The organism is Rhodococcus ruber, assembly GCF_027270735.1.
In the GTDB taxonomy this organism is placed as follows: domain Bacteria; phylum Actinomycetota; class Actinomycetes; order Mycobacteriales; family Mycobacteriaceae; genus Rhodococcoides; species Rhodococcoides rubrum_A.
Window position 1 is genome coordinate 209,866 of sequence record NZ_JAPWIJ010000005.1, and the last position, 22,208, is coordinate 232,073.

The 22,208-nt window shown below is 62.8% G+C and carries 20 protein-coding genes and 1 tRNA gene; 11 read left to right on the forward strand and 10 right to left on the reverse strand.

Annotated elements, in window-relative coordinates:
* Positions 1-4 precede the first annotated feature (4 nt).
* From O4220_RS13380 to O4220_RS13400, 5 genes are all read left to right on the forward strand, one after another.
* Positions 5-832: a hypothetical protein gene (locus O4220_RS13380; protein WP_269604909.1), complete on the forward strand. Its 828-nt coding sequence runs from the start codon at positions 5-7 to the stop codon at positions 830-832.
* Positions 833-1,094: 262 nt separating this feature from the next.
* Positions 1,095-3,347, forward strand: coding sequence for a bifunctional DNA primase/polymerase (locus tag O4220_RS13385; protein ID WP_269605403.1), 2,253 nt, complete (start codon positions 1,095-1,097; stop codon positions 3,345-3,347).
* A 272-nt stretch (positions 3,348-3,619) separates the two neighbouring features.
* Positions 3,620-3,847, forward strand: coding sequence for a hypothetical protein (locus tag O4220_RS13390; RefSeq protein ID WP_269604912.1), 228 nt, complete (start codon positions 3,620-3,622; stop codon positions 3,845-3,847).
* Positions 3,848-4,205: 358 nt separating this feature from the next.
* Entirely contained in the window at positions 4,206-4,952 is a 747-nt protein-coding gene (locus O4220_RS13395; RefSeq protein ID WP_269604914.1) for a recombinase family protein, read from the forward strand.
* Positions 4,953-5,042: 90 nt separating this feature from the next.
* Positions 5,043-6,509 carry a tyrosine-type recombinase/integrase gene (locus O4220_RS13400; protein WP_269604917.1) on the forward strand — a complete coding sequence of 489 codons (1,467 nt, stop codon included), beginning with the start codon at positions 5,043-5,045 and terminating at the stop codon, positions 6,507-6,509.
* On the opposite strand, the gene O4220_RS13405 is transcribed toward O4220_RS13400, so the two are convergent.
* From O4220_RS13405 to O4220_RS13445, 9 genes are all read right to left on the reverse strand, one after another.
* Positions 6,506-7,717: a hypothetical protein gene (locus O4220_RS13405; RefSeq protein WP_269604920.1), complete on the reverse strand. Its 1,212-nt coding sequence runs from the start codon at positions 7,715-7,717 to the stop codon at positions 6,506-6,508. The two genes, O4220_RS13400 and O4220_RS13405, sit on opposite strands and share 4 nt — an antisense overlap.
* Positions 7,714-8,220, reverse strand: coding sequence for a DUF4365 domain-containing protein (locus O4220_RS13410; RefSeq protein WP_269604923.1), 507 nt, complete (start codon positions 8,218-8,220; stop codon positions 7,714-7,716). Before O4220_RS13410 ends, O4220_RS13405 begins: the two co-directional genes overlap by 4 nt.
* A 239-nt stretch (positions 8,221-8,459) precedes the next feature.
* Positions 8,460-8,533 (reverse strand) — tRNA-Leu (locus O4220_RS13415).
* Between the two features lie 44 nt (positions 8,534-8,577).
* The gene (locus tag O4220_RS13420; RefSeq protein WP_269604925.1) at positions 8,578-10,029 is read right to left on the reverse strand and encodes a short-chain fatty acid transporter; all 1,452 of its coding nucleotides are present in this window, start codon (positions 10,027-10,029) and stop codon (positions 8,578-8,580) included.
* A gap of 116 nt (positions 10,030-10,145) precedes the next feature.
* Positions 10,146-11,090, reverse strand: coding sequence for a Ppx/GppA phosphatase family protein (locus O4220_RS13425; RefSeq protein ID WP_269604928.1), 945 nt, complete (start codon positions 11,088-11,090; stop codon positions 10,146-10,148).
* Positions 11,087-11,617, reverse strand: a complete 531-nt coding sequence (locus O4220_RS13430; protein WP_032404265.1) for a DUF501 domain-containing protein — start codon at positions 11,615-11,617, stop codon at positions 11,087-11,089. Before O4220_RS13430 ends, O4220_RS13425 begins: the two co-directional genes overlap by 4 nt.
* Positions 11,614-12,165 (reverse strand): FtsB family cell division protein, encoded by a 552-nt coding sequence (locus tag O4220_RS13435; protein ID WP_269604934.1) that lies wholly within the window; start codon positions 12,163-12,165, stop codon positions 11,614-11,616. Before O4220_RS13435 ends, O4220_RS13430 begins: the two co-directional genes overlap by 4 nt.
* A gap of 192 nt (positions 12,166-12,357) precedes the next feature.
* Entirely contained in the window at positions 12,358-13,644 is a 1,287-nt protein-coding gene (eno, locus tag O4220_RS13440) for a phosphopyruvate hydratase (protein ID WP_008718800.1), read from the reverse strand.
* 87 nt (positions 13,645-13,731) lie between these two features.
* Positions 13,732-14,454 (reverse strand): lytic transglycosylase domain-containing protein, encoded by a 723-nt coding sequence (locus O4220_RS13445; protein WP_269604938.1) that lies wholly within the window; start codon positions 14,452-14,454, stop codon positions 13,732-13,734.
* A 177-nt stretch (positions 14,455-14,631) separates the two neighbouring features.
* Here O4220_RS13445 and efeU point away from each other — a divergent pair, with 177 nt between their 5' ends.
* The 6 genes from efeU (at position 14,632) to O4220_RS13475 (ending at position 21,177) form a co-directional block, all read left to right on the forward strand.
* Positions 14,632-15,513, forward strand: a complete 882-nt coding sequence (gene efeU / locus O4220_RS13450) for an iron uptake transporter permease EfeU (protein WP_269604940.1) — start codon at positions 14,632-14,634, stop codon at positions 15,511-15,513.
* A 14-nt stretch (positions 15,514-15,527) separates the two neighbouring features.
* Positions 15,528-16,667, forward strand: coding sequence for an iron uptake system protein EfeO (gene efeO, locus O4220_RS13455; RefSeq protein WP_269604942.1), 1,140 nt, complete (start codon positions 15,528-15,530; stop codon positions 16,665-16,667).
* Positions 16,648-17,898 carry an iron uptake transporter deferrochelatase/peroxidase subunit gene (gene efeB / locus O4220_RS13460; protein WP_269604944.1) on the forward strand — a complete coding sequence of 417 codons (1,251 nt, stop codon included), beginning with the start codon at positions 16,648-16,650 and terminating at the stop codon, positions 17,896-17,898. The genes efeO and efeB overlap by 20 nt, the downstream gene beginning before the upstream one ends.
* A gap of 250 nt (positions 17,899-18,148) precedes the next feature.
* Positions 18,149-19,879 (forward strand): DEAD/DEAH box helicase, encoded by a 1,731-nt coding sequence (locus O4220_RS13465; protein WP_269605406.1) that lies wholly within the window; start codon positions 18,149-18,151, stop codon positions 19,877-19,879.
* Between the two features lies 1 nt (position 19,880).
* Positions 19,881-20,423 (forward strand): hypothetical protein, encoded by a 543-nt coding sequence (locus O4220_RS13470; protein ID WP_269604946.1) that lies wholly within the window; start codon positions 19,881-19,883, stop codon positions 20,421-20,423.
* Between the two features lie 112 nt (positions 20,424-20,535).
* A complete protein-coding gene (locus tag O4220_RS13475; protein ID WP_269604948.1) occupies positions 20,536-21,177 on the forward strand; it encodes a dihydrofolate reductase family protein in 642 nt (213 codons plus the stop codon).
* A 114-nt stretch (positions 21,178-21,291) separates the two neighbouring features.
* Here O4220_RS13475 and O4220_RS13480 read toward each other — a convergent pair whose 3' ends face one another.
* Positions 21,292-22,206: a MazG family protein gene (locus O4220_RS13480; protein WP_269604950.1), complete on the reverse strand. Its 915-nt coding sequence runs from the start codon at positions 22,204-22,206 to the stop codon at positions 21,292-21,294.
* Positions 22,207-22,208 lie beyond the last annotated feature (2 nt).

Below are 22,208 nucleotides of genomic sequence, written 5' to 3' on the forward strand. Positions count from 1 at the left end.
GCCGATGAGCGACGCCGAGATGCGTGCACACGTCGAGAAGCTGCGCGATCCGCACCGCAGGGACCGCCTCGCGGACGCGTTCGAGTCAGCCAATGTGCATGGTGACAAGCCCGTTATCGACGGGTGGTCCGGACCAGACGGAGACCAAAGTCCGAACGTCATCGGTTACAAGAAGTACTCGCCCGGTGCTCGGTTCCACCCGGAGATTGCGGCGGCGCTGGACGAGGCGCACCTGATCAAAACCACAGTCCCCGAGCCGAAGTGGCTGGGCAAGAATGCGTTGCTGGACTACGACCACTCGAACTTGCGGTCCGGCAAGTGCCTTCCTGCGGTGTACCCGGACCCTGAGTTCGAGGACGACGAGGGCGGTCACGAACTCAATGTCTACGACCTGAGTAGTCGGCTCGGACGGCAATCGTTCGCGGAATCCCTGGATCTCGCGACGAGAGGGGAAGCAGGCCGATGCGTGGTGATCGTTGACCCCGGCCTGCCGTTCGTTACCCCGGACCTCCCATTGCGGTTTACGGATGAGGGCGACATCGCACCGAGTGCCGCGACGTTTCCGGTCACCTACGGATACTCCAGCAAGCGGGTAGCTCAGCTGGTCATGGAGCGGTTCGCCACGCAGTGCCGATGGTGCGACTCGCTGCACGCGGAACCGGAGTGGGGCCTGCTCTACTCAGCCGGGGCGACGGTTTATATCTTTCCGACCTGCTCGAGCTGCAAAGCCGGGTTCGACAGCGACTTCAGCTGGGACCCAAGTCAGCTCGACTACGTAGTCAACGACGGATGGTTCCGGGCGGCCGGCTACCCGTCGGACGAGAACTGCTGACAGAAAAGCGGCCAGACCGGATCGAGTTACGGTCTGGCCGCCTTCAGTTCTGCCTACATGCGATCCCACTCGCACATTCAATCCCATTGTCTCGTAAGGAATCTAAGTGAAGTCTACCGTAACGCGAGCGTCGACACCGGTTCGGCATTCGAAGTTGAAAGTTTCAGCCGGCACACGCCACCGGTTCGAGTTCCTCACCGACGTGCCGCCGTCGGTACCACGGGACTTGTCTGAGATGACCAACCGCGACGCAGCCCGTGCTATGGCTCAGGCGGGTTGGTACGTACTACCAACCAGCTCGGACCCGGCTGAAACCAAAAGGCCCGGCAGCGTCGTGGGTAGCCACTGGCACTGGGAGTCCTCTCGTGACCTCGATCAGATCGAGAGGTGGTGGGAAGATGATCCCGATCGAGGTGTGGCGTTACACGTCGGGCGTTCGCGCGCAATTGGTTTCGACCTCGACGCTGACTCGTTGGACGGGTTGCCTACCGATCTCGCCAAGGCGCTCCGAACCGGACTCGTACAGAAGACTCGCACCGGAGGAACCGACCGTGGGCACTACCTGTTCGCGATGGCTGTAGGAGACGACTTCAGCAACGGAGCCGGAGCGTTCGCACCCTTCGGAGAGGTACGCGGGCGGAACGGCGTGCTGATATGTGAACCCACGATCCACCCGAAAGCTCCGGTCGGCGGCCAATACCACTGGGAGACCTTCGGCGCGCTCCCACCTCTGCCCGACATATTGCGGGCGTGTTTAAAGGCGGCACCGTCGTCGGATGTCGCACCGTTGACATCTGCCGCTCTCGACGCGTTCTTAAAAGAGCACAACAAGAGCGAACGAGTGTCGCTGCTCGATGGCGTCGTGACCGTCTTCGAGCAAGATGTCGACAAGGGCATGGCGAGGCACGAGGCCCTGGTTCGTGCACTGCCGATGGCGTTCCGCGAGGCGATGGTCGGGTGCTATCCCGCGCGGGACGCGTACGTCCGGCTAGAGGGCGTCTTCGAGGCCGCGTTCACGATCCCCGCCTCGACGAACGGCTCGTTGAATCGAGGTCGGACTAGTCCGGGGCCGAACGAGTTCCGCAGAACCGCCGAGTGGGCCGCAGCACAAGCGGCAGTGGCTAGTCCGGATGAGACGCTAGCTCGGATCAACCGCGACGATCCGGCGCATGCGGTTGTCGATGAGGATGCCTTCTGGGATTCGCGGCCTTCCCTTGAGCACCTGCGCATGTTTGCCCGTTCGCGTCGAGTCGGCCCGTGGTCGATGCTGGGAGCGGTTTTAGCCCGCGTGCTTGCGGTCGTCCCGCCGTCGGTCGTGTTGCCTCCTACGATCGGCAGTCACGCCAGCCTCAATTTCTTCGTGGCGTTGGTTGCTGCGTCCGGCGACGGAAAGGGCTCGTCGGAGAGTGCCGCTGCCGACGCTATCGACACCACCCCAGACGTGTACGTTGCGACGCCCGGCAGCGGGGAAGGCATACCGAAGCAATACGCCTACAAAGCCAGCGGCAAACAAGTCAACCTCCGCAACTCTGTCATGTTCTCCGTCGCCGAAATCGACACCCTCGCAGCCCTCGGCAATCGCTCCAACTCGACGTTGATGCCGGAGCTTCGGAAGGCGTGGATGGGCGAACGCCTCGGCTTCGGCTACGCCACCGCGGACAAGGCGGTTCCGATCCTCGATCACCGGTACCGGATGACGATGGTGGTCGGGGTGCAGCCCGGACGATCCCGCGCGTTGTTGGAGGACAGCGACGGCGGCACCACCCAACGGTTCTTGTGGATGCCGACGACTGACCCGGACGCTCCTGATGAAGCCCCGGACGACCCCGGTACGTTGGCGCTTCACCGTTGGCCTAGGGGTGTTGTAGCTACTCATGAATCGGCATCTTCGGCGCAGCCGGTTCTGGAAGGTGGCGAGGTCACCCATCTCATCGAGATTGACGTTCTCGGTCTACAACATCCGGTCAAGCACTCCGAGCTTCAGGCGCTTCAACTTCCAAGTGTCGCTGTAAACCTGATCCACAGTACGCACCTCGTGAAGTTGCGGGGAGGGGCGCGGGACGGACTCGACGGGCACGCAATCCTAGCTCGATTAAAGGTGGCTGCGGCGCTCATGGTTCTCGATGGGCGAACCGACGCGGTCAACGAATCCGACTGGGACCTGGCGGGCATGGTGATGACAGTCAGTGACCGCACGCGCGCACAAGTGCAGAAGGACGTGGCTTTCAAAGCTGCCCAGCTTAATCGTCACCGCGGCCAGACCGAAGGCGAGCGCGAATTGGTCAAGGCCGAGGTGGTCGATACGGCCCGCTTCAAGCGAGTCGCCGGCAACCTACGCAAGCACCTCCGCAAGACCAGCCCCATGATGATGAATCAGCTCAAAAAGCGAGTCGCTCAACGAGACCGGGAATTAGTCGAGGACGCGCTGGGTGCTCTGGTCGATCTTGGGGACGTTGAGCTGGAGGACTTCGAGTACAAGGGAACGAAGGGCGTGCGGGTCTCCTGGACGGGGTGATCGCAGGACTGCGTCGGAAGAGGGCGTCTAGGCGGGTACGCGGGTACGAAGTACCCGCCTAGCGCGAGAAGGAAAGTGAAAAGTGGAGGAATCGTGCAGTGCAGAGACCGTAAAACGCCTGGTAAACACACAAAATGTCAATCGCGGGTAAGGAAGCGAATCGGCCGGACGACGCCGACGGGGGTACGCGTACCCCCGTACCCGCCTTCCCTCGGCCGAGGAGCGAGTATCGACGACTCGGTTCACCTTGGACGAGAAGATGGGAGGACGTGATGGCGAGTGAGTCGTGGACGAGTGAGCGGCGGACTGCGCGCCAGGAGGCCCTGAACCTCGATCATGAGCGCATCTTGAACGCACGCCGAGACGCGAAGATGTGGGCCGAGGTCGACGCCATGGCGGCCGACGAGGAAGAACGCAGGAAGGCACCGAAGAAGCTGAACGACGGGAACTTTGGTGCTCGGATGCCTCCGCCTGCTGAGGAGGGATGGGACTGGTTCTGAGCAAGCACGATAATCACGGTTGTAGTGGATTCGACGCGTTTGCCTCCCCGCTCAGCCTCACCCTTGCGGAGCGTCAGCCAGTCAGCTCACCCCGGCCTCAGCAGTAGCCCCAGGGTCAAGGTCGGGGACGCTACCGCTCTCTCGCGGAGTACGGGCCGAACGAGAAGCGACGACACAGATTGCACCCACCTAGCTCCACAGCTCCTCAGCGTTGACGGCGAATCGGGGGACTCGTCTCATCTCAGGGGTTCAAGCCCTTAGAGCCAAAATGCACTGACACTGAGCATAATCCAGTTGTAGCAACCCTTGTAGCTTCCGATGCGCGACTGGCGTACTTTCGGGGCCGAAAGCGTTCCCGATGACCGACGGCGACGTTTCCGACCCCACTCAGCAAGGCGAACAGGAGAACGAAATGACGACGATGCATGCGCTCGACCAGCGCGAACAACCGGTGACAAAGCTCAAGGGCCTCAGGGTTATTGGCTATGCGCGGGTCTCGACCAGCGCCCAGGAGAAGGGGCACGGCCTTGGAGCACAGTCCGACGAGATGCGTAGGTACTGCCAAGCAAACGAGCTCCAGTTACTCACTGTCACATACGATGTGATGAGCAGTGGGAGCGTGCCTAAGCTCTTCGGTCGTCAGACGGCCATCGCAGCGATCGAGTCAGGCCTCGCAGACGGGCTGCTGGTTCGCGCACTCGATCGCGCCACGCGGGACCAACTCGATGCTGCTTCAATCGCCAAGCGCGCCAATATAAATGGTTGGACGCTGCTTGACTGCAACGGGGCGAACTCCAGCGATGCGAGCCAGCGACTGCTCTTCGACATTCGAGTGGCGATGGCCGCCGAAGAGCGTAGGAAGATCAGCGAGCGGACCAAGGAGGGGCTACGTCGGGCCAAGGCGCAGGGCCAGCAGCTCGGCAGGCCGTCGAAGATCGACCCGTCCATCGTCGCGGAGATCATCGCCATGCGCCAGGAGGACGGCCTTAGCGCCAAGGTCATCGCACGCAAGCTGGACGAGTACGGCGTGCCCACCCCAGGTGACGGCATCCAGTGGCACCACAGCACGATCCGTCGCCTGCTCCAGCGAGAAGGCGTGGCCTGACGTGGACACCTTCGCCCTGATTCTCGTGGTCGTCCTGCCCATCGCGTTCATCGTCATCGGCGCAATCTTCGGAACCGGAAAGAAGTAGCAATGGCCTACGTACGCAAGATCGAGACCAGCCGTACCAAGAACAGCAAGCCAGTCCCGAGTTACCAGGTTCGGTGGCAGGAACCAGCTCGCGACGAGATGGGTAGGCCGATCCCCGTCAGCTCGTCTCGACCCGACGGTCAGACGAAGCAAGTCCACCTCAAGGAGACGTTCGGTTCCAAGGAAGCTGCGCAGGAGCGATGCGACGAACTGAATGCCCAAAGGCACAGGACTACTGCGCAATCCGCCTCGGAGATTCGCAAGGCAGGCGACCAACCATTCGGCCACTATGCGGCGGCGTGGTTGGAGTCGATGGAGGTCAAGGTCGCACGCGGTCAACTCAAAGAGCGCACCCTCAGCGACTACCGGAAGCTGCTCCATCGGTACGTGCTCGATAGGTTCGGCGGCCAGGCCGTCGCGACCATCACAGCGAGACAGTGCGAGGAGTTCCTAGCGGCGCTAGTTCGGCAGCAATCCCGACAAGGCGCGGACGGCGTGCTGAACAACCGACTCACCCCAGCGACTATCAAGCACGCCTGGTCGACATTCGGACGAGTCCTCAAGTACGCCATGCGGCACGACGCAATCCCGTCAAACCCAGCCGACCGAGTGGACTTCGCCGGGAAGCGATCCACCGGCGACCACGACCGCTTCGAGCACCACCCGCTCACTGCCGCTCAGGTTTCCGCAGTCTCCAACGCGGTCGCGGGTGAGGTGGACGGGCTGCCGGCGTACCCGATCTATGCGCTGATGGTGGACTTCCTCGCATACAGCGGCATCCGCGCCGCCGAGAACGCGGGCCTGGAGGTCGGAGACCTGGCTTTCACGACCGGCCCTGCCAGAGTCGACGGCTCCCCCACCGTGCGCTGTGCGGTCCAGGTACGCCGAACCAAGGACCGCAAGAACGGGCAGTGGGTATCGAGCACGCCCAAGTCCCGGAAGTCGCGTCGTACGGTTCCGCTGCCGACCTGGCTGGCGGAACGGATGCGGGCTTACCTCGCGGAACACCACCCGAGAGCCAACGAGCCGACCGCTCCCCTGTGGCCGTCGCGGAAGAACGGCGGTGGCTACCGCGCAGCAGGCGAACGCTACGCGGTACCGCTGGACTGGTCGCGGCCGTTGGCGATGGGAGCGTTCTACGACACAATCTTCCGACCGGCGTTGGTGTCTGTCGGCTTACCTGCCAGCGCCCCGTCGAACGGCAGTACGCCGGCCACTCGCGGGGTCCGTCTACACGACCTCCGCCATACATTCGCCACGATGCAGTTGATGGCCGGGACGCACTTCATGCAAGTCTCAAAATGGCTGGGACACAGCACTTTCACCCTGACGCTCGACACGTACGGCGATTGGATCCCCGAGGAAGACGGCGGCGCAGGCAATAACCTTCCCGAGCCAACCGCCGTCCTGATGACGCCCACAGCCGAACCATCGAACGTGGTCCCACTCTTTGGCAAGAGGTCCGGCTAAAACAAGGGCTCCTGAGTGTCTTGTCCATCGTCGTCGTTATCGTTATCGTCATCGTCATCATTGGACGCGCCAACTATCGACGACACGTTCGCGGGACCCAGCAACCAGTTATATTTGCCTTCCTTCGTCAGCGTCCCGGTCACCCGTAACGGAGTGTCATTGCGATGCGCCTCAATAGCTACTTTGTACTGATCAGGGTCCAGGTTAATTCTTACGATCCGCGTGCCAGGCCTATTAGAGACATGTAGTCGAATGGTGTGCGACTCCAGCGTGGAGACGTGATCGAGCAAGGTCACTTCGCCTACGAGGTTCACAGTCTCAGGCTCTGCTGTGATTCGAAGCTGATCCGCGATCCTAGCAAGGATTGGAGACTCAACAGAATCGAATGCTATCTCAGTAACCCTATCCAATTGCCTGCCTAAGCCCGGGCGGGAAATTGTCACAGCACCATCACCGTTATCAGTCAACGAAGCAAGCGCGTGGGACATCTCGTGCGAGAATCCAGTTTCAATCAAATCCTCAAATATCACATCCCGCGGATCACGCTTATATTCGTCCAACTTGTCCCGAGTTGCGGAAATTACATCCTCGAATTTTTGAATTATTTCCGCCCCAGACCGACTCTCGACATTAATCAGCTTCGACGAGCTCGATTCTTCGCTTGCTTTGCTGTAATAGAATCGTTTTCCTGAGGGCGTGTAGGCGGTTACTACGAAACTTCCAATTTCGGTCTGCCCCATCAGGGTTTCGTCCATAAATCTTTTTGCTATATACGGCGATGAGTTCCCGAAATACCGGCGAGGCTCCTTAGAGGCTTTAGCAGCCGCCATTAAGGTCTCTCGCGCGACACTGAACAGGGCCTCGCCTAAGCGCCATCCAATAAGTCCCGGGGTAACTGCCGTTTCCTTTTCCCAACGCGTAGCCTCCAACATCGACCGATGCTGCACAGTCATCAGGGCGTTGACGCTTTCCACCTCTTGCCCATGTTCATACCTGAGCGCGCGGTAGGCGCGTCGCAGCAACTGGACGTAATCACCCTTTGTGTGATCAATCGGGAAAAGAATCTCCTGGTCACTCAAACTTTCATTACGCCAGACCTGCAAAGTGTCAGATGCTAGAGAATCCAGATGCCAGTTGAATCGCTGCAGTAGGGAGGTTATGATTTCTGGGTCGTAAACCTCTTCGCCCGACTCGTTGCCGATAGTCATGGCCTTCCACCCTGCCCAATACGCTCCATGATCCCGCACAGAGCAACATCGTCAAACCTATTCGCGATTGGCGCCTTAACTGTTGTCGTACTACCTGCGATGGGCGGCATCCCTTCGAGGTCGACCCAATATGCACGGTGCCGTAAATGCAATGCGTCGACACCTAAATTCACCCACTCATGCTGATGCGCAGGAAGATGCATGATCACAAGAATCTTCTTTACATCAGGGTTTGGGCTCCGGAAGTAGTCGTAGCGCGCTTTCTTCACCCGCGCGCTGACGTGAGTTCCACCGCGACCAACCGATGTCGCTGTGGCTTTCAGCTGGATCTCGAGGCGCGCCACCCCATCGCCCCCTTTGTGCTTGTCAGAGCGGTGGGTGAGGATAATGTCGATGCCTTCATCAATCTCAGGCCTCCCTGAGATTACGCACCCAGCGGCCGCAGCAACGCCACGTACGTACGACTCCTGAAACGCTTCCATGAGGTCGGTGAGCCTGGACACGGAGCCACGCAGGGGCGGTGGAGGACCCGGAGGAGCGCCCGTCGTGCTCGACATGACTCAGGACTCTACTGCTCGAATGCATGTTCGACATCATGGCAGACAGTACCGACAATCTTTAGGCATCCACCAACCAGCCACCCATACACAGACGCCCGCACCTCACGGCCTTTTCACGGCCCTACAAGAGTTGGGAGACGAGCCGAACCTAAAAAATCAGACTCTGACCTGCGGAAATACAGTGCCCCCAGTCGGACTCGAACCGACACTGTGCGGATTTTAAGTCCGCTGCCTCTGCCAATTGGGCTATAGGGGCCACCGCCGAAGGTTCGCTCCGGCGGTGACGATCATATCGGGCTGCTACTGCGCCGGGATGACCGGCGGCACGAAGTCGAAAGTCATACCGAGTAGCCACACCAGCAGCAGGACCACCGGGAAGTGAAAGATGAACTGCAGGAACGTGAATCCGATCAGATCACGTGCTCGCAGGCCCAGCACTGCCAACAACGGGAGCATGAAGAACGGGTTGATCAGGTTCGGCAGCGCCTCGGCCACGTTGTAGATCTGGACTGTCCAGCCGAGGTTCATCTGCACATCGGTGGCCGACTGCATCACGTACGGCGCTTCGACGAGCCACTTGCCGCCGCCCGAGGGAACGAAGAGTCCGAGTACGACGGTGTACACCGCGATGACCACGGCAAATCCGCCGCCGCTGCCGATATCGGTGAAGAAATTCGCGAGGTGTTCGGAGATCGTGACACCTCCCCTACCCTCGGCCTTGGTCAGCATGGCCGCCATCGCGGCGTACAGCGGGAACTGCACCAGGATGCCTGCGGTCGCAGGGACAGCCTTGCTCACCGAATCGAGGAATCGGCGCGGAGTGCCATGCAGTACGAGCCCGAGCATCAGGAACACCAACAAGTACCCGTTGAGGCTGCTGACCACCGACAGCACAGGCAGCGTCAACAGTTGGGAGACAAGCCAACCCAACGTCATCGCGCCCACGAAGAGCGGAAGAATACGACTGTACTCGAGCCACTCCCCCGGTCGACTGCGTGGAGCAGGCTCGGACACGGTGTCGTCCAAATTGACGTTCATGTCCTCGGCCGTTTTGATCGCCGCGCCCTTGGGTGCCGAGAAGTGCGCAATGGCCACGGTGAGGACGATGATGATCACGCACATCAGCAATGACTGCCACGTGAAGATGGTGGTTCCGAAATCGAGTACTCCGGTGACCGAAAGTAGAGCCGGCGGAAGCGAACTCGCCGTCGCCTGCAGCTGAGCCGCCGAGGACGACATTCCGAGTGCCCAGACCGCTCCGAGTCCCATGAATGCCGCAGCCCCGAGTGCCCGGTAGTCCACGCGCAGATCGTCACGGCGCGCGGTGGCACGGGCCAGCAGACCGGCGAACACCAAGCTCAGGCCCCAGTTGAGGAACGACACCGAGCAGGACAGCAGCGCCACGAAACTGACTGCGCTACTGGAACTCTTGGGCACCTGCGCCAACCGGGTGATCAATCTGGCGACCGGTGGAGATGTGGCCACCACGTATCCGGTGAGAACCACCATCGCCATCTGCAGAGTGAACGCGGTCAGATCCCAGAAGCCGTTCCCGAACGCGTCGACCACATTCTGCGGTGACGAGCCGTTGGCGAAGGCAGCGACAGCCACGACCACCACGCCGACGAGGGCGAAGATGTACGCATCGGGGAACCACTTCTCGGTCCCCTTGGCGAGCGCTTGCGCTACGCGGGCCAGCCCTTTCTCGGCCGGCGCCTGGTCGGCCGGAGCCTGTTCGGCGGGTGACGTCATCGGTGGTCCTCACCTCGAAGGGAGCCGTGACGTGGGCCACAGCACCTAACAGGCTTCACCGAAACATGCAGCGATGCAACCTACATCGCCGCAGACCGCGTCTGCATAATTGCAGATCAGATCTTGATGGACATCGCGATGCCGTCGAGAATGTCGTGCTCACTGACCGTCAACGAGCTGACGGCACCGCGTCGCTCGAACTCTTCGGCCAGCACGCTGCACACGATCGCTCCGCCGCCGATGACGTCGACCCGTCCGGGATGCATGGGGCCCAACGCGCTTCGCTGCGTGTGGGTCATTCCGATCAGGTCCTCGCATACCTCGAACAACTCCGAGAAGGGCACTCGCGACAAGTGCACCGCGTCGGCGTCGTACTCGGGTAGTTCCTTGGCGATGGCCGCGATGGTCGTCATCGTGCCGGCCACCCCGACCCAACTCGACGCGTCGCCGATCGATACTTCCTCGAAAGCCTCCGCCAACTTCTCGCGGGCGTACTCACGCGCGCCGTTGATCTCGTCCGCGGTGGGGGGATCCGAATGCAGGAATCGTTCGGTCAGACGAACACACCCGATGTTCGCCGAGAACGCCGCCTTCACGCCTTTGGCGTCGCCCAGTACGAGCTCGGTGGAACCGCCGCCCAAATCGACGACCAGGAAAGGGCCTGCAGCAGAATCGAGTTCACCGACCGCACCGGCGAAGGACAACCGCGCTTCCTCGTCACCGGTGATCACCTCGGCCTCGGCACCGGGAATGACCTTGCCGAGCACCTCGCGCACCATCGAGAAGAAGTCCTCCCGATTGGACGCGTCACGGGTGGCGGAGGTGGCGACCATGCGCACCGCGGTGGCCCCGGTCTTACGGATGATCTCCGCGTACTCCACCAATGCAACACGGGTCCGCTCGATGGCCTCGGGCACGAAGGCTCCGGTCGCGTCGACGCCTTGCCCCAGCCGCACGATCCGCATCTCACGAGCGACGTCGGCGAGGGACTTCCCGTTGTTGTCGGCGACGAGCAGGCGGATCGAGTTGGTGCCGCAATCTATTGCTGCAACCCTGGTCATGATTTCTCCGCACGTAGTTCTTCGATGGTCGGCCAGTCGGCCGGAATAGCTTTGCCACGCAACGAGTTCTCGGCGGCAAGGGCCACCGACTCGTCACCCAGCGGGTTGACGCCCGGGCCCTTGGCCAACGAATGGGCGATCAGCACGTGCAAGCATTTGACCCGATCGGGCATGCCACCGCCAGTGAAATCCGTTCCGAGAGATTCGATCTCGTCACGTTCGGCCAGATACGACTGATGCGCGCGCAGGTAGGCTGCAGCCAATTCGGGATCGGTACCGAGGCGTTCGGTCATCTCCCGCATCACCCCGGCCGATTCCTGACGGCTCGCCTCTGCCGTCAGCCGGGGGTCCGTCAAGTAGAACAGGGTGGGAAAAGGTGTACCGTCGGGCAGCTTGGGGGCGGTTTTCACCACGCCCGGCCTGCCGTCAGGAGATCGATATGCGATCTCGAGTACGCCACGTGGTTCACGTCCGAGCTGCGATGCGACCGCATCGAGATCTTCCTGCGAGACTGCCGAGGAATTCACCCGACCGGTCCTCCTTCTGATTCTGGTGCCGGCGGGGCCGGCACGGGTTCTGGCTGTACGACGGGCATCGGTGCGGACGTCGGCTCCGCAGGCTGGTCCGAACCCTGCGGCTGGACTGCGGTGTTCCAGAGGTCGGTGTACCAGGGACCCGTCGGGGCACTGTCGGCTGCGAGTTCCTCCGGGGTCTTGCCGTAGTCGCCGGGCAACTGCACCTGGTACGGCGTCTCCCCCGGCATCACGAACCGCAGGCGCTCACGCGCATCCGCCGCAATCCGGGACGGCTCGTCGAGCTGAGATTTCTGAATCCGGAGCGCTTCCACGTCGTTCTCCAACGCCCGTCGCTCGGCCAGCACGGACTCGAGTTCGCTGCGCTGCGAGAAGTAAGTGCGTAGTGGTACTGCCAGCGTCAACGCCAGCGCACACACCACAACGCCGAGAATGACGGCCCGTCCGGTGGACAGTCCGAGGAACGTCCGCTCGGGCATCTTGGGCCGACGAACACCGACGCGCCGGGGAGCGGCCTTGCCTCCGACCACCGCGTCGCGCACCTGCTCCGATGGTTCCGGCGGGGTGGCCGGCCGGCCGGAGGCGTTCTCGTCACGAGAGACGCCCCCGGACTTCGACCGACTCGAAGAGGAGGAACGGCCGCGGGGTCGGGGATCACGTCCACCTGGACTGGTCCCGGACCTTCCGCGCCGTGCCATCATTCATCTCCACTTCGTGCGATATGTACCTGTCTGCTATCCCTCGTAATTGAACCGGGGGAAAGACAACTCGCCGGCGTAACGCGCCGCGTCGCCCAGAGCTTCTTCGATACGCAGCAACTGGTTGTACTTGGCCACGCGCTCGCTTCGAGCCGGGGCACCGGTCTTGATCTGGCCGCTGCCGACGGCAACTGCCAGGTCAGCGATGGTGGTGTCCTCGGTCTCGCCGGACCGGTGGCTCATCATCGTCTTGTAGCCGTTGCGGTGCGCGAGATCGACTGCGTCGAGGGTCTCGGTGAGCGTGCCGATCTGGTTGACCTTGACCAGCAGCGCATTGGCCGCACCCTTGACGATGCCGTCTTCGAGGCGCTCCGGGTTGGTGACGAACAGATCGTCGCCGACGAGCTGAACCTTGTCGCCGATCGACTCGGTGAGGGCAACCCAGCCGTCCCAGTCGTTCTCGTCGAGCGGATCCTCGATGGAGACCAGCGGGTAGGCGTCGACGAGTTCGCCGTAGAACGCCGACATCTGCTCAGCGGACTTGGTCTCACGCTCGAAGGCGTAGCCCGTGCCCGCGGTGTAGAACTCGGTGGCTGCCACGTCGAGCGCGAGCGCGACGTCCTGGCCGGGCTTGAGGCCGGTCTTGCCGATGGCCTCGAGGATCAGGTCGAGAGCTGCCTTGGTGCCGGCGAGATCGGGAGCGAAGCCGCCCTCGTCGCCGAGTCCGGTGGACAGGCCCTTGGCCTTGAGCACGGACTTGAGTGCGTGGTAGACCTCGGCACCCCAGCGCAGCGACTCCTTGAACGTGGGAGCACCGATCGGCGCGATCATGAATTCCTGCACGTCGACGCCACTGTCGGCGTGTGCGCCGCCGTTGATGATGTTCATCATCGGCACGGGGAGGATGTGTGCGTTCGGTCCGCCGAGGTAGCGGAAGAGCTCCAGGCCGGTGGACTCGGCCGCAGCCTTGGCGACAGCGAGCGAGACACCCAGCAGGGAGTTCGCGCCCAGGCGGGACTTGTCGGGAGTGCCGTCGAGATCCAGCAGAGCCTGGTCGACCGTGCGCTGCTCGATGGCGTCGAGGCCGATGACCGCGGGCGCAATCTCGTCGAGCACCGCGTTGACGGCCTTCTCGACGCCCTTCCCGCCGTAGCGGTCTCCGCCGTCACGAAGCTCGACGGCCTCGTGCTCACCGGTGGATGCGCCGGAGGGGACGGCTGCGCGGGTCAACGTCCCGTCGTCCAATGCGACCTCGACCTCAACCGTGGGGTTGCCACGGGAATCGAGGATCTCGCGAGCTCCGACCTGCTCAATGATGGCCACGAATGCTTCTCCTAGTAACGGGGACCGGCGGACTGTGCCGGGTGCAAGACTAGCCGCTCCCCGGGCTAGCCCGCGATGCACGGAGTTCTACGGCCTGGTGCCCACCGAGTACGCGGCCGCTCGATCTCGCACGTCACGCAGATACTGACCCGAGAGGTTGTACGCCATCAATGCCGTCTCCCAGCCCTGTGCCGTCCGCAGATCGCCGCCGCGGGCGCACAGATAGCGAGCCGCGGTCAACGCCGCATCGTCGATGTTGTCCGGATCTGCGATGCCGTCGCCGTTGGCGTCGACACCCCATTTCTTCCACGTCTCGGGGATGAATTGCATGGGACCCATCGCTCGATCGAACTCGGCGTCACCGTCCATCACGCCGCCGTCGGTGTCCGGAATCTCGGCGACACCCGGCCCGCCGTCCAGAGGAATCCCGCGGATCGGCGGCGCGACCAGGCCGTCGGGCTGCACCGAGGATCCCTGGAATGTGCCGTGCCGGCTTTCGATGTAGCCGATGCCGGCGAGTGTCGTCCACGCGATTCCGCAGTCCGCGTCCGTCTCGGTCATGATCGCGGCCGCGTGCCCGTACGACGCGAGAGCCGTCACCGAGATACCCAGTGCGTCGGTCTGAGGTTCGGCCCACGCGAGCAACAAGTCGGCTGTCCGGCCGGGTGCGTTGAAGTCGATCACCGGCACGTCGGTTCCCGGACCGGGCGGAATGCCCTCGGGAATCTCACGCTTCGGCTCGCTGCTGCCGCACGCGGTGAGCGCAAGGAGGACCGATGCGGTGGCGAGCACGCAGATTCGTGAGATCACCTCACCATCCTGCACACGCAAGGTAATAGAAAGCTAAAGGTCCGTAAAACCCCAGTTCAACGTGCATTCGGCCGGCGATGCAGGGTGTATGTTTCTGTCAACCTTCACGCATGAGGGTCGCCTACCCTTTGAGAGGGAAGGCGTACCAATGTTCATTGCACAACAGGAGAAGTGCCCGTGTCCGTTCTCGCCGCAGCAGGATCCGCGCCGTCGATCGCCACTCAGATGTTCGGCAGCGGTCTGATCGGTCTTCGCGAGGGCCTCGAGACCGGCATCGTGGTGATGATCCTCGTTGCGTTCCTCGTCAAGGCCAACCGACGCGACGCACTCAAGTGGGTGTGGCTGGGCGTCGGGCTGGCCGTTGCCATGGTGGCCGCGATCTTCTTCGTCATCCACTACGGCACATCCACGGTCACCGGACTGACCGCCGAGATCATCGCGGGCGCGGCATCGCTCGTGGCCGTGGTCATCGTGACGGCAATGGTGCTGTGGATGCGCACCGCCGCCAAGAACATCTCCGGCGAACTGCGAGCGAACATGGAGAAAGCGCTGACCGTCGGGCCTGCTGCAGTGCTGACGCTGTCGTTCTTCGCTGTCGGCCGCGAGGGCGTCGAGACGGCATTGCTCATGGTCGGCTACGCCGAGAACACGAACGGCAGCCTGTGGCCGCTGCTCGGTCTGCTGTTCGGCATCGTTGTCGCTGCCGTGCTGACGGTGTTCCTGTACTTCGGTGCCGTGCGCATCAACTTTGCCGTCTTCTTCAAGTACACCGGCATCTTCCTCATCGTGGTCGCCGCCGGAATCCTCGCCTACGGAATCCGCGCACTGCAGATCGGCGGAGTACTGCCCGGTGGCAGCGCTGTCGCCTTCGACATCAGCGCTCACTTCGACGCCTCGAGCTGGTACGGCACCGTGCTCGGCGGCATCTTCAACTTCCGTCCCGAACCCACTGTCTTCCAAGCGATCGCCTGGGTGCTCTACATCGTCGTCGTGTTGTTCCTCTTCCTCCGCCCGGTCCGCGTTCCCGCGGCTCCCGAGCCTGTACTTCAGAACTCCTGAAAGGCACCACCATCATGCGTCGTTCCACCTTCGCTCTGGCCGCGGTCGCGGTTCTGCCGATTGCCCTGGCCGGATGCACCGAAAAGTCTTCCAACGAAGCCGCATCGGGCGATATCGCCGTCACCGCGACCGACTCCTCCTGCGACGTGAGCGCATCCGAGGGCACCACCGGTAACTCGACGTTCCAGATCACCAACAACGGCAGCAAAGTCACCGAGTTCTACGTCTACGGCGAGGGCGACCGCGTCATGGGTGAGGTCGAGAACATCGGACCCGGGTTGACGCGTCAGCTCATCGTTGCGCTGCCTGACCCCGGCACGTACCAAACCGCCTGCAAGGCAGGCATGGTGGGCGACGGTATCCGCGCCGATTACGTCGTCACCGGCGACTCGGTCCGCACCGCAGGCGAGGACGGGCTCCTCACCGAGGCCGCCGCCGGCTACAAGCGCTACGTCGTCAGCCAGATCGACGCGTTGCAGGACACCACGGCATCGTTCGTCACCGCCGTCAAGAGCGGGGACGTCGACGCAGCCAAGGCCCAGTTCCCCATTGCGCGTAGCTATTACGAGCGCATCGAGCCCGTGGCCGAGAGCTTCCCCGATGACCTGGACCCACGCATCGACCTGCGTGAGCCGGACGTGGAGCCCGGTGCCGAGTGGACCGGATTCCACCGCATCGAGAAGGACCTGTGGTCGCAGGGGCTGCAGCCGGACACCAACGCAATGGCTGATCAGCTCGAGGCCGACATCACCGAACTCGCCGACAAGATCAAGGCCGACGATTTCACCATCGACCCCATTCAGGTCGCCGGTGGCGCACAGGGACTGCTCGACGAAGTTGCCAAGACCAAGATCAGCGGTGAAGAGGACTTCTTCTCACACACCGACCTGTGGGACTTCCAGGCCAACGTCGACGGCTCCCAGGCCGCCATCGCCGCGGTGCGCCCCATCCTCGACGAGCGCAACGCCGATCTCGGTACCGCCATCGATGCCCGCTTCGCAGAACTCGACGCCGAACTCGCCAAGTACCGCAGCGGCGACGGCTTCGTCTTCTACGACACGGTGACCGAACCCCAGCGTCAGGAACTCTCCAACAAGATCGACGCATTGTCCGCCGAAGTGAGCCAGGTGCAGGGTGTCGTTGCCGGACAATAAGACTGGACAATTTTCCCGGCGGCGCCTGTTCGGTGCCGTCGGGACGGGGGCTGCACTCGTTGGAGTGGGAGCCATCGCTGGACACGCGACCGCCTCCGGAGCCGAGGCACCCGCTTCGGACGTCGTCGACTTCCGTGGCGATCACCAGGCCGGGATCGTCACACCGGCGCAGGACCGCATGCACTTCGTCGCCTTCGACATCACCACCGATTCTCGTGAGGATTTCGTTGCCCTGCTGAAGAAGTGGACCCTGATGGCCGAACGGCTCACCAAGGGCGAGGAGACGTTCGACGGCGGCGCAGTCGACGGTGGCCAGTACAACCCCCCGTCCGATACCGGCGAAGCACTCGGCCTGACGGCGTCGTCGCTGACGTTGACGATCGGATTCGGTCCGTCGATGTTCGACCGATTCGATCTGGCCGCGAAAAGGCCTGCGTCGCTTGCCGATCTGCAGCATTTTCCGGCCGACAACCTCGATCCCCGACGCTCCGGCGGCGACCTCTGCATCCAGGCCTGCGCCGACGATCCCCAGGTTGCCGTGCACGCGATCCGCAACCTCGCTCGCGTCGGGTTCGGTACCGTCTCGGTGAAGTGGTCTCAACTTGGCTTCGGTCGAACCTCGTCCACCTCGACCACCCAGGCAACACCGCGAAACCTGTTCGGATTCAAGGATGGAACGGCGAACCTCAAGGCCGAGGACCCGTCGTTGCTGGACGAAAACGTCTGGGTTGCGTCCGATGACGATCAGGAATGGATGACAGGTGGCTCCTACCTCGTGGCGCGTCGGATCCGCATGCTCATCGAATCGTGGGACCGCACCACACTGAAGGAACAAGAGCGAGTGATCGGGCGCAGCAAGGGCTCCGGCGCCCCGCTCGGCCAGAAGGACGAGTTCGACGCACTCGACTTCGAGTCCCAGGGTCCCGAGGGCACCTTCATCGACAAGACCGCGCACGTGCGCCTGGCGTCGAAGGAAAACCTCGGCGGCATCCAGATCCTGCGTCGGGGATACAACTTCACCGACGGATCCGACGGCTTCGGCCACCTCGACGCAGGCCTGTTCTTCATCGCCTACTGCCGCGACCCGCTGACCCAATTCGTCCCGATGCAATTGGCCCTGTCCCGCAAGGACGCACTGAACGAATACATCCAACACGTGGGTTCTGCGGTATTCGCCTGCCCTCCCGGCGTCGGAGAATCCGAATACTGGGGTTCGACGCTGTTCGAGTAGTTCGGTCCTCCGCTGCGGTTGAGCCCTGAGTCCAGCGGAGGACACCGAATCATCTGGGTGTCAAATTTCCACTCAGGGTCACAAATTCCGTTATTTTGCAACAGCTTTCGCAATTTTTTCGAGTTTGACAGAACTGTGCGGTCTGCTTATGTTCTAGCGGTTCGGATTCGTCGCCGACTGCTCCTCGAAGGGATTCATGCCCCTCCCCCAGACTGCCGATACTCAAGCGACCTACCTCCTCGATCGTCACATGTTTGCCCTGTGGACCTGGTCTTCCGGCACTGTCGGGCCTCCCCCACCCGTCGGCGATGCCCAGACGGTCACGCTGGCAGTTCCGACACCGAACCTTTCGGGGTTCGAGGTATCCGACGTCGACTGCGCGTTGATCGAGCCCGATCGACTGGCCGACGTTGTTCTCGACTCCCCCGGTGCCTCGGTCGACGCGTGGCGCACGCACCTGACGGGCGACGATTCTGCGCTGCCGATCGCTGGGCATGCGGTTCCCGATGCCACCGGCAGAGCGGTGGCATCGGCGGAACACGCCGTCGCCGCTTTTCGCCATACGACGGCCATTGCCGCCGAACTGCGCACAGCGCTGGTCGCGGAGATGCGGCCCTACCAGGTGCGCGGCGTGAGTTGGCTGCGGGAGACCGTGTCCGCCCACGGTGGTGCGGTGCTCGCGGACGAGATGGGGCTCGGCAAGACGCTGCAGGCAATCGGCTACCTCGTCGGGCGCGCAGACGAGGGGCCGCAGGTGGTGGTGAGTCCGACGTCGCTGGTCGGAAACTGGGCGCACGAGATTGCTCGGTTTGCACCGAACCTGTCGACGGTGATCTGGCGCGGCGGGCCACTGCCTGCGATGGACCCGAGAACGGTGCTGCTCACGGGGTATCCGACGTTGCGCACACACGGTCCGCAGCTCGCCGATCTTCATTGGGCCACTGCAGTATTCGACGAGGCACAGGTGCTGAAGAACCCGCGTACGCAGATCTCGAAGGCCGCGCGCATCATCGACGCCGGCGCGACGATCGCGATGACCGGCACGCCCGTCGAGAATCATCTCGACGAATTCTGGGCGCTGCTCAACCTCGTCGCACCGCACTTGTTCGGGAACAAGACTCAGTTCCGGCGTCGATTCATCAAGCCGATAACGGACGGTTCCGGCGTCGCCGCCATTCGGCTCCGCGCAGCGATCGAACCGGTTGTACTGATGCGAAAGAAGTCTCAGGTCGCCGGATCGCTTCCTCCGAAGATCCATGCAGACCTCATCTGCGACCTCACCGAGGAACAGCAGAACCTGTACGACCGCGTCCTCGATCAGGCGATCGACGACGGCTTCGGCGATGGCGTGCAACGCCAGGCCCGGGTGCTGGCGGCTCTGACCGCACTGAAGCACGTATGCAATCACCCGGCACTGGTCACGGGCGACTCCGACGATCTGACGGGACGGTCGGGGAAGCTCGACCTCTGCACCGACATCGTGGCCAACAACCTCGAAACCGATTCGCCCACAATCATCTTCACCCAATATCGCAAAACCGGCGAACTTCTCGTACGGCACTTCGGCGAACAGTTCCGAGTGTCGGTGCCGTTCTTTCACGGAGGCCTGAATCAGGAACAACGGGCGGATATCGTTCGACGCTTCCAGGCCGACGATGGCCCTACCGTACTGGTTCTGAGCCTGAAAGCAGGCGGCACCGGACTCACCCTGACTCGCGCAGCCGACGTCGTCCACTTCGACCGATGGTGGAACCCAGCCGTCGAAGCGCAGGCTTCGGATCGAGTCCATCGGATCGGGCAGACCCGCACGGTCACCATCACCACGCTGACCACCGACACCACCATCGAGGAGCACATCGCGGCCATGCATTCGCGAAAATCGACGCTGTCCGACGTCGCCGATATGTCGGGTGTAGCCGCGCTGGCGAAGCTGGACGACGACCGGCTCGTCGACACCCTGCGCCGCAAGCGAACCCGCTGACATGGCGGACGACGACTTCGGCTACACAGCATGGGGGCGGGACTGGGTTCGACTCGCACAGCCGCTACGCGTGACCCGACCCGACCCCCGGCTACCCCGCGCCCGCGCGCTGGCGAAGGGTGGAAAAGTGGAGGTGACGATCAGTGCCGGCAAGATCCGAGGAGTCGTCGAACACGGGCGCACAACACCTGAGGTCTCTATCGAGGTGGCACCGCTGCCTTCACCTGCTCTGAACATCATCACCACCCAATTGCAGGGATCCCGAACAATTCTCACCGACGAGATGTATCGCGCCTGCACCGAGCGAGGTCATCCGCCCGTACCCACACTCACCCGGGTCGAGTGCACGTGCCCCGATAGCACCGGTCGGTGTATCCACGTGCTCGCCGTCTATTACGACATGGCTCGGCGCATCGACGACGATCCGCGTCTTGCCCTCGATGTTCTGACTCCGTCCGACGGCCCTCGCGAATCCGCGGCAATCCCACGGCGGTGGACCGCACTCGACGGCCTCGATCCGGCTGATTACTTCGCGGTTCGGTGATCGATGACGAGTGCCACCGGACTAGTCTGATCCGATCCAGTTCAGCGATGAGTTTGCACGCGCGGCTCGGTCTACACGTCGTACATCGTCATCATCGACATCGGGAGCACACATGGGACAGCTGGTTCGGGTACAGAACTTCACCGTTTCGAGCGATGGGATCGCAGCGGGAGTGGACCAGAGCTTCGAGAGCCCGTTCGGTCTCGATCATGGAAGCCTGATGGCGTGGTTCTTTGCCACCGCCAGCTTTCCGGGAAACGTCGATTCCAACGGTAGCCGCGGACTCGACGACTACCTCGCCCGTGACTTCAGCAACAACATCGGTGCCGAGATCATGGGCCGACACAAGTTCGGCCCTCAACGCGGACCGTGGACCGACCACGAATGGCAGGGCTGGTGGGGCGAAGAACCCCCCTTCCACACACCCGTCTTTGTCCTCACCCACCACGAGCGACCATCGATCACACTCTCCGACACCACGTTCCACTTCGTCGACGGCGAGCCCGCCGAGGTACTGAAGCAAGCAAAGGAGGCGGCCGACGGTAAGGACGTGCGACTCGGCGGCGGCGTCACCAGTATTCGGGAATTCCTCGACGCCGACCTCGTCGACACCATGCACATCGTCGTCTCGCCCATCGAATTCGGCTCGGGTCTGAAGCTGTGGGATTCGCCCGACGAGTTGAACGACAGATTCGAGCACGAGGTCGTCCCCAGCAGCAGCGGCGTCACGCATCACCTGTTCTGGCGCAGGTAGCCGGTCCGGATCAATGCGGCTTTGTTGCACTCTGAGCGACTGAAACCCACATTGATCCCGACCCGAGGGACGAGGGCCACGAAAAGGAACTGACGAGTTCGGGTGGAGCAGGGACTAGCCCCGCAGACCCCAGTGCTCGATCCAATCCAGTGCAGACATCTCACCCGGCGCGATGCCCGCGTTACGGGCGGATGCTTCGGCGTTACGAATCAGAGCTGCGAAGTCCAACACCCGACGCCGCAGCGCGTCCTCGGCACTCTCCCCGCCGTGCGAATGATCGACCCCGATGTGTACGACGCGTAGGCCGTCGGGAACGAGTTCGTCGGGTAGGCCGGCCTTGGTGGCTCGTCCGATCACCTTCTGCGCCAGGGCGAGTGACGGCTGCGACAAAGCAATGCCGTCGATGCAGGATCCTCGCGCCTTCTCCGACGCCTTCTTCTCTTCCCAGGCGCGCTCTTGTTCGACGATGTCGATCGGTCCGCCGTCCTGGCGAGCGAGGTGCGGGCTGCGGTGGGTCAGTTTGGCAACGAGTCCCGCGGCGACGTCGTCGATATCGAATGCATTCTCGGCGGCGTTCTGAGCGATCCTGGAGTGAAAGAGCACCTGCAGCAACAGGTCTCCGAGTTCCTCGCGCAGGTTGTCCAGGTTCCCTGCGGCGATCGCGTCGAGGAGTTCGTAGGTCTCTTCCAACAGGTAACCGCGCAGCGATTCGTGGGTCTGCTGTGCTTCCCACCCACCGACGGTGTGCAATCGGTCCATCAGGTGCACCGCCGCGATCACGTCGTCACCGGGCAACTTCTCGGCAGAGATGACTCGTTCTCCGCGCGCGATCCGGTCCAGGACGTCGGGGTTGGCCCGGTCGGTACTGACCAGAACGGCATCGACGGCATCGGGCGCAGCGGTGCCGGAGAACAGCCATCGCACCCGCACCGGTACCTCTTCGGTGAATTGCACCGCGCCACCGAGGAATTCGACAGCGTCCACGGGTACCTGTGCCGGCCGAACGGGGTCGAGCAGAACTACCGTCACCG

Bases quoted from the DNA above. Each gene is read 5' to 3' on its own strand.
- O4220_RS13475 (WP_269604948.1), top strand. From the start codon at position 20,536: ATGGGACAGCTGGTTCGGGTACAGAACTTCACCGTTTCGAGCGATGGG.
- O4220_RS13420 (WP_269604925.1), bottom strand. From the start codon at position 10,029: ATGACGTCACCCGCCGAACAGGCTCCGGCCGACCAGGCGCCGGCCGAG.
- efeO (WP_269604942.1), top strand. From the start codon at position 15,528: ATGCGTCGTTCCACCTTCGCTCTGGCCGCGGTCGCGGTTCTGCCGATT.
- O4220_RS13405 (WP_269604920.1), bottom strand. From the start codon at position 7,717: ATGACTATCGGCAACGAGTCGGGCGAAGAGGTTTACGACCCAGAAATC.
- O4220_RS13390 (WP_269604912.1), top strand. From the start codon at position 3,620: ATGGCGAGTGAGTCGTGGACGAGTGAGCGGCGGACTGCGCGCCAGGAG.
- O4220_RS13470 (WP_269604946.1), top strand. From the start codon at position 19,881: ATGGCGGACGACGACTTCGGCTACACAGCATGGGGGCGGGACTGGGTT.
- O4220_RS13465 (WP_269605406.1), top strand. From the start codon at position 18,149: ATGTTTGCCCTGTGGACCTGGTCTTCCGGCACTGTCGGGCCTCCCCCA.
- O4220_RS13400 (WP_269604917.1), top strand. From the start codon at position 5,043: ATGGCCTACGTACGCAAGATCGAGACCAGCCGTACCAAGAACAGCAAG.
- O4220_RS13380 (WP_269604909.1), top strand. From the start codon at position 5: ATGAGCGACGCCGAGATGCGTGCACACGTCGAGAAGCTGCGCGATCCG.
- O4220_RS13395 (WP_269604914.1), top strand. From the start codon at position 4,206: ATGACCGACGGCGACGTTTCCGACCCCACTCAGCAAGGCGAACAGGAG.
- O4220_RS13385 (WP_269605403.1), top strand. From the start codon at position 1,095: ATGGCTCAGGCGGGTTGGTACGTACTACCAACCAGCTCGGACCCGGCT.
- O4220_RS13425 (WP_269604928.1), bottom strand. From the start codon at position 11,090: ATGACCAGGGTTGCAGCAATAGATTGCGGCACCAACTCGATCCGCCTG.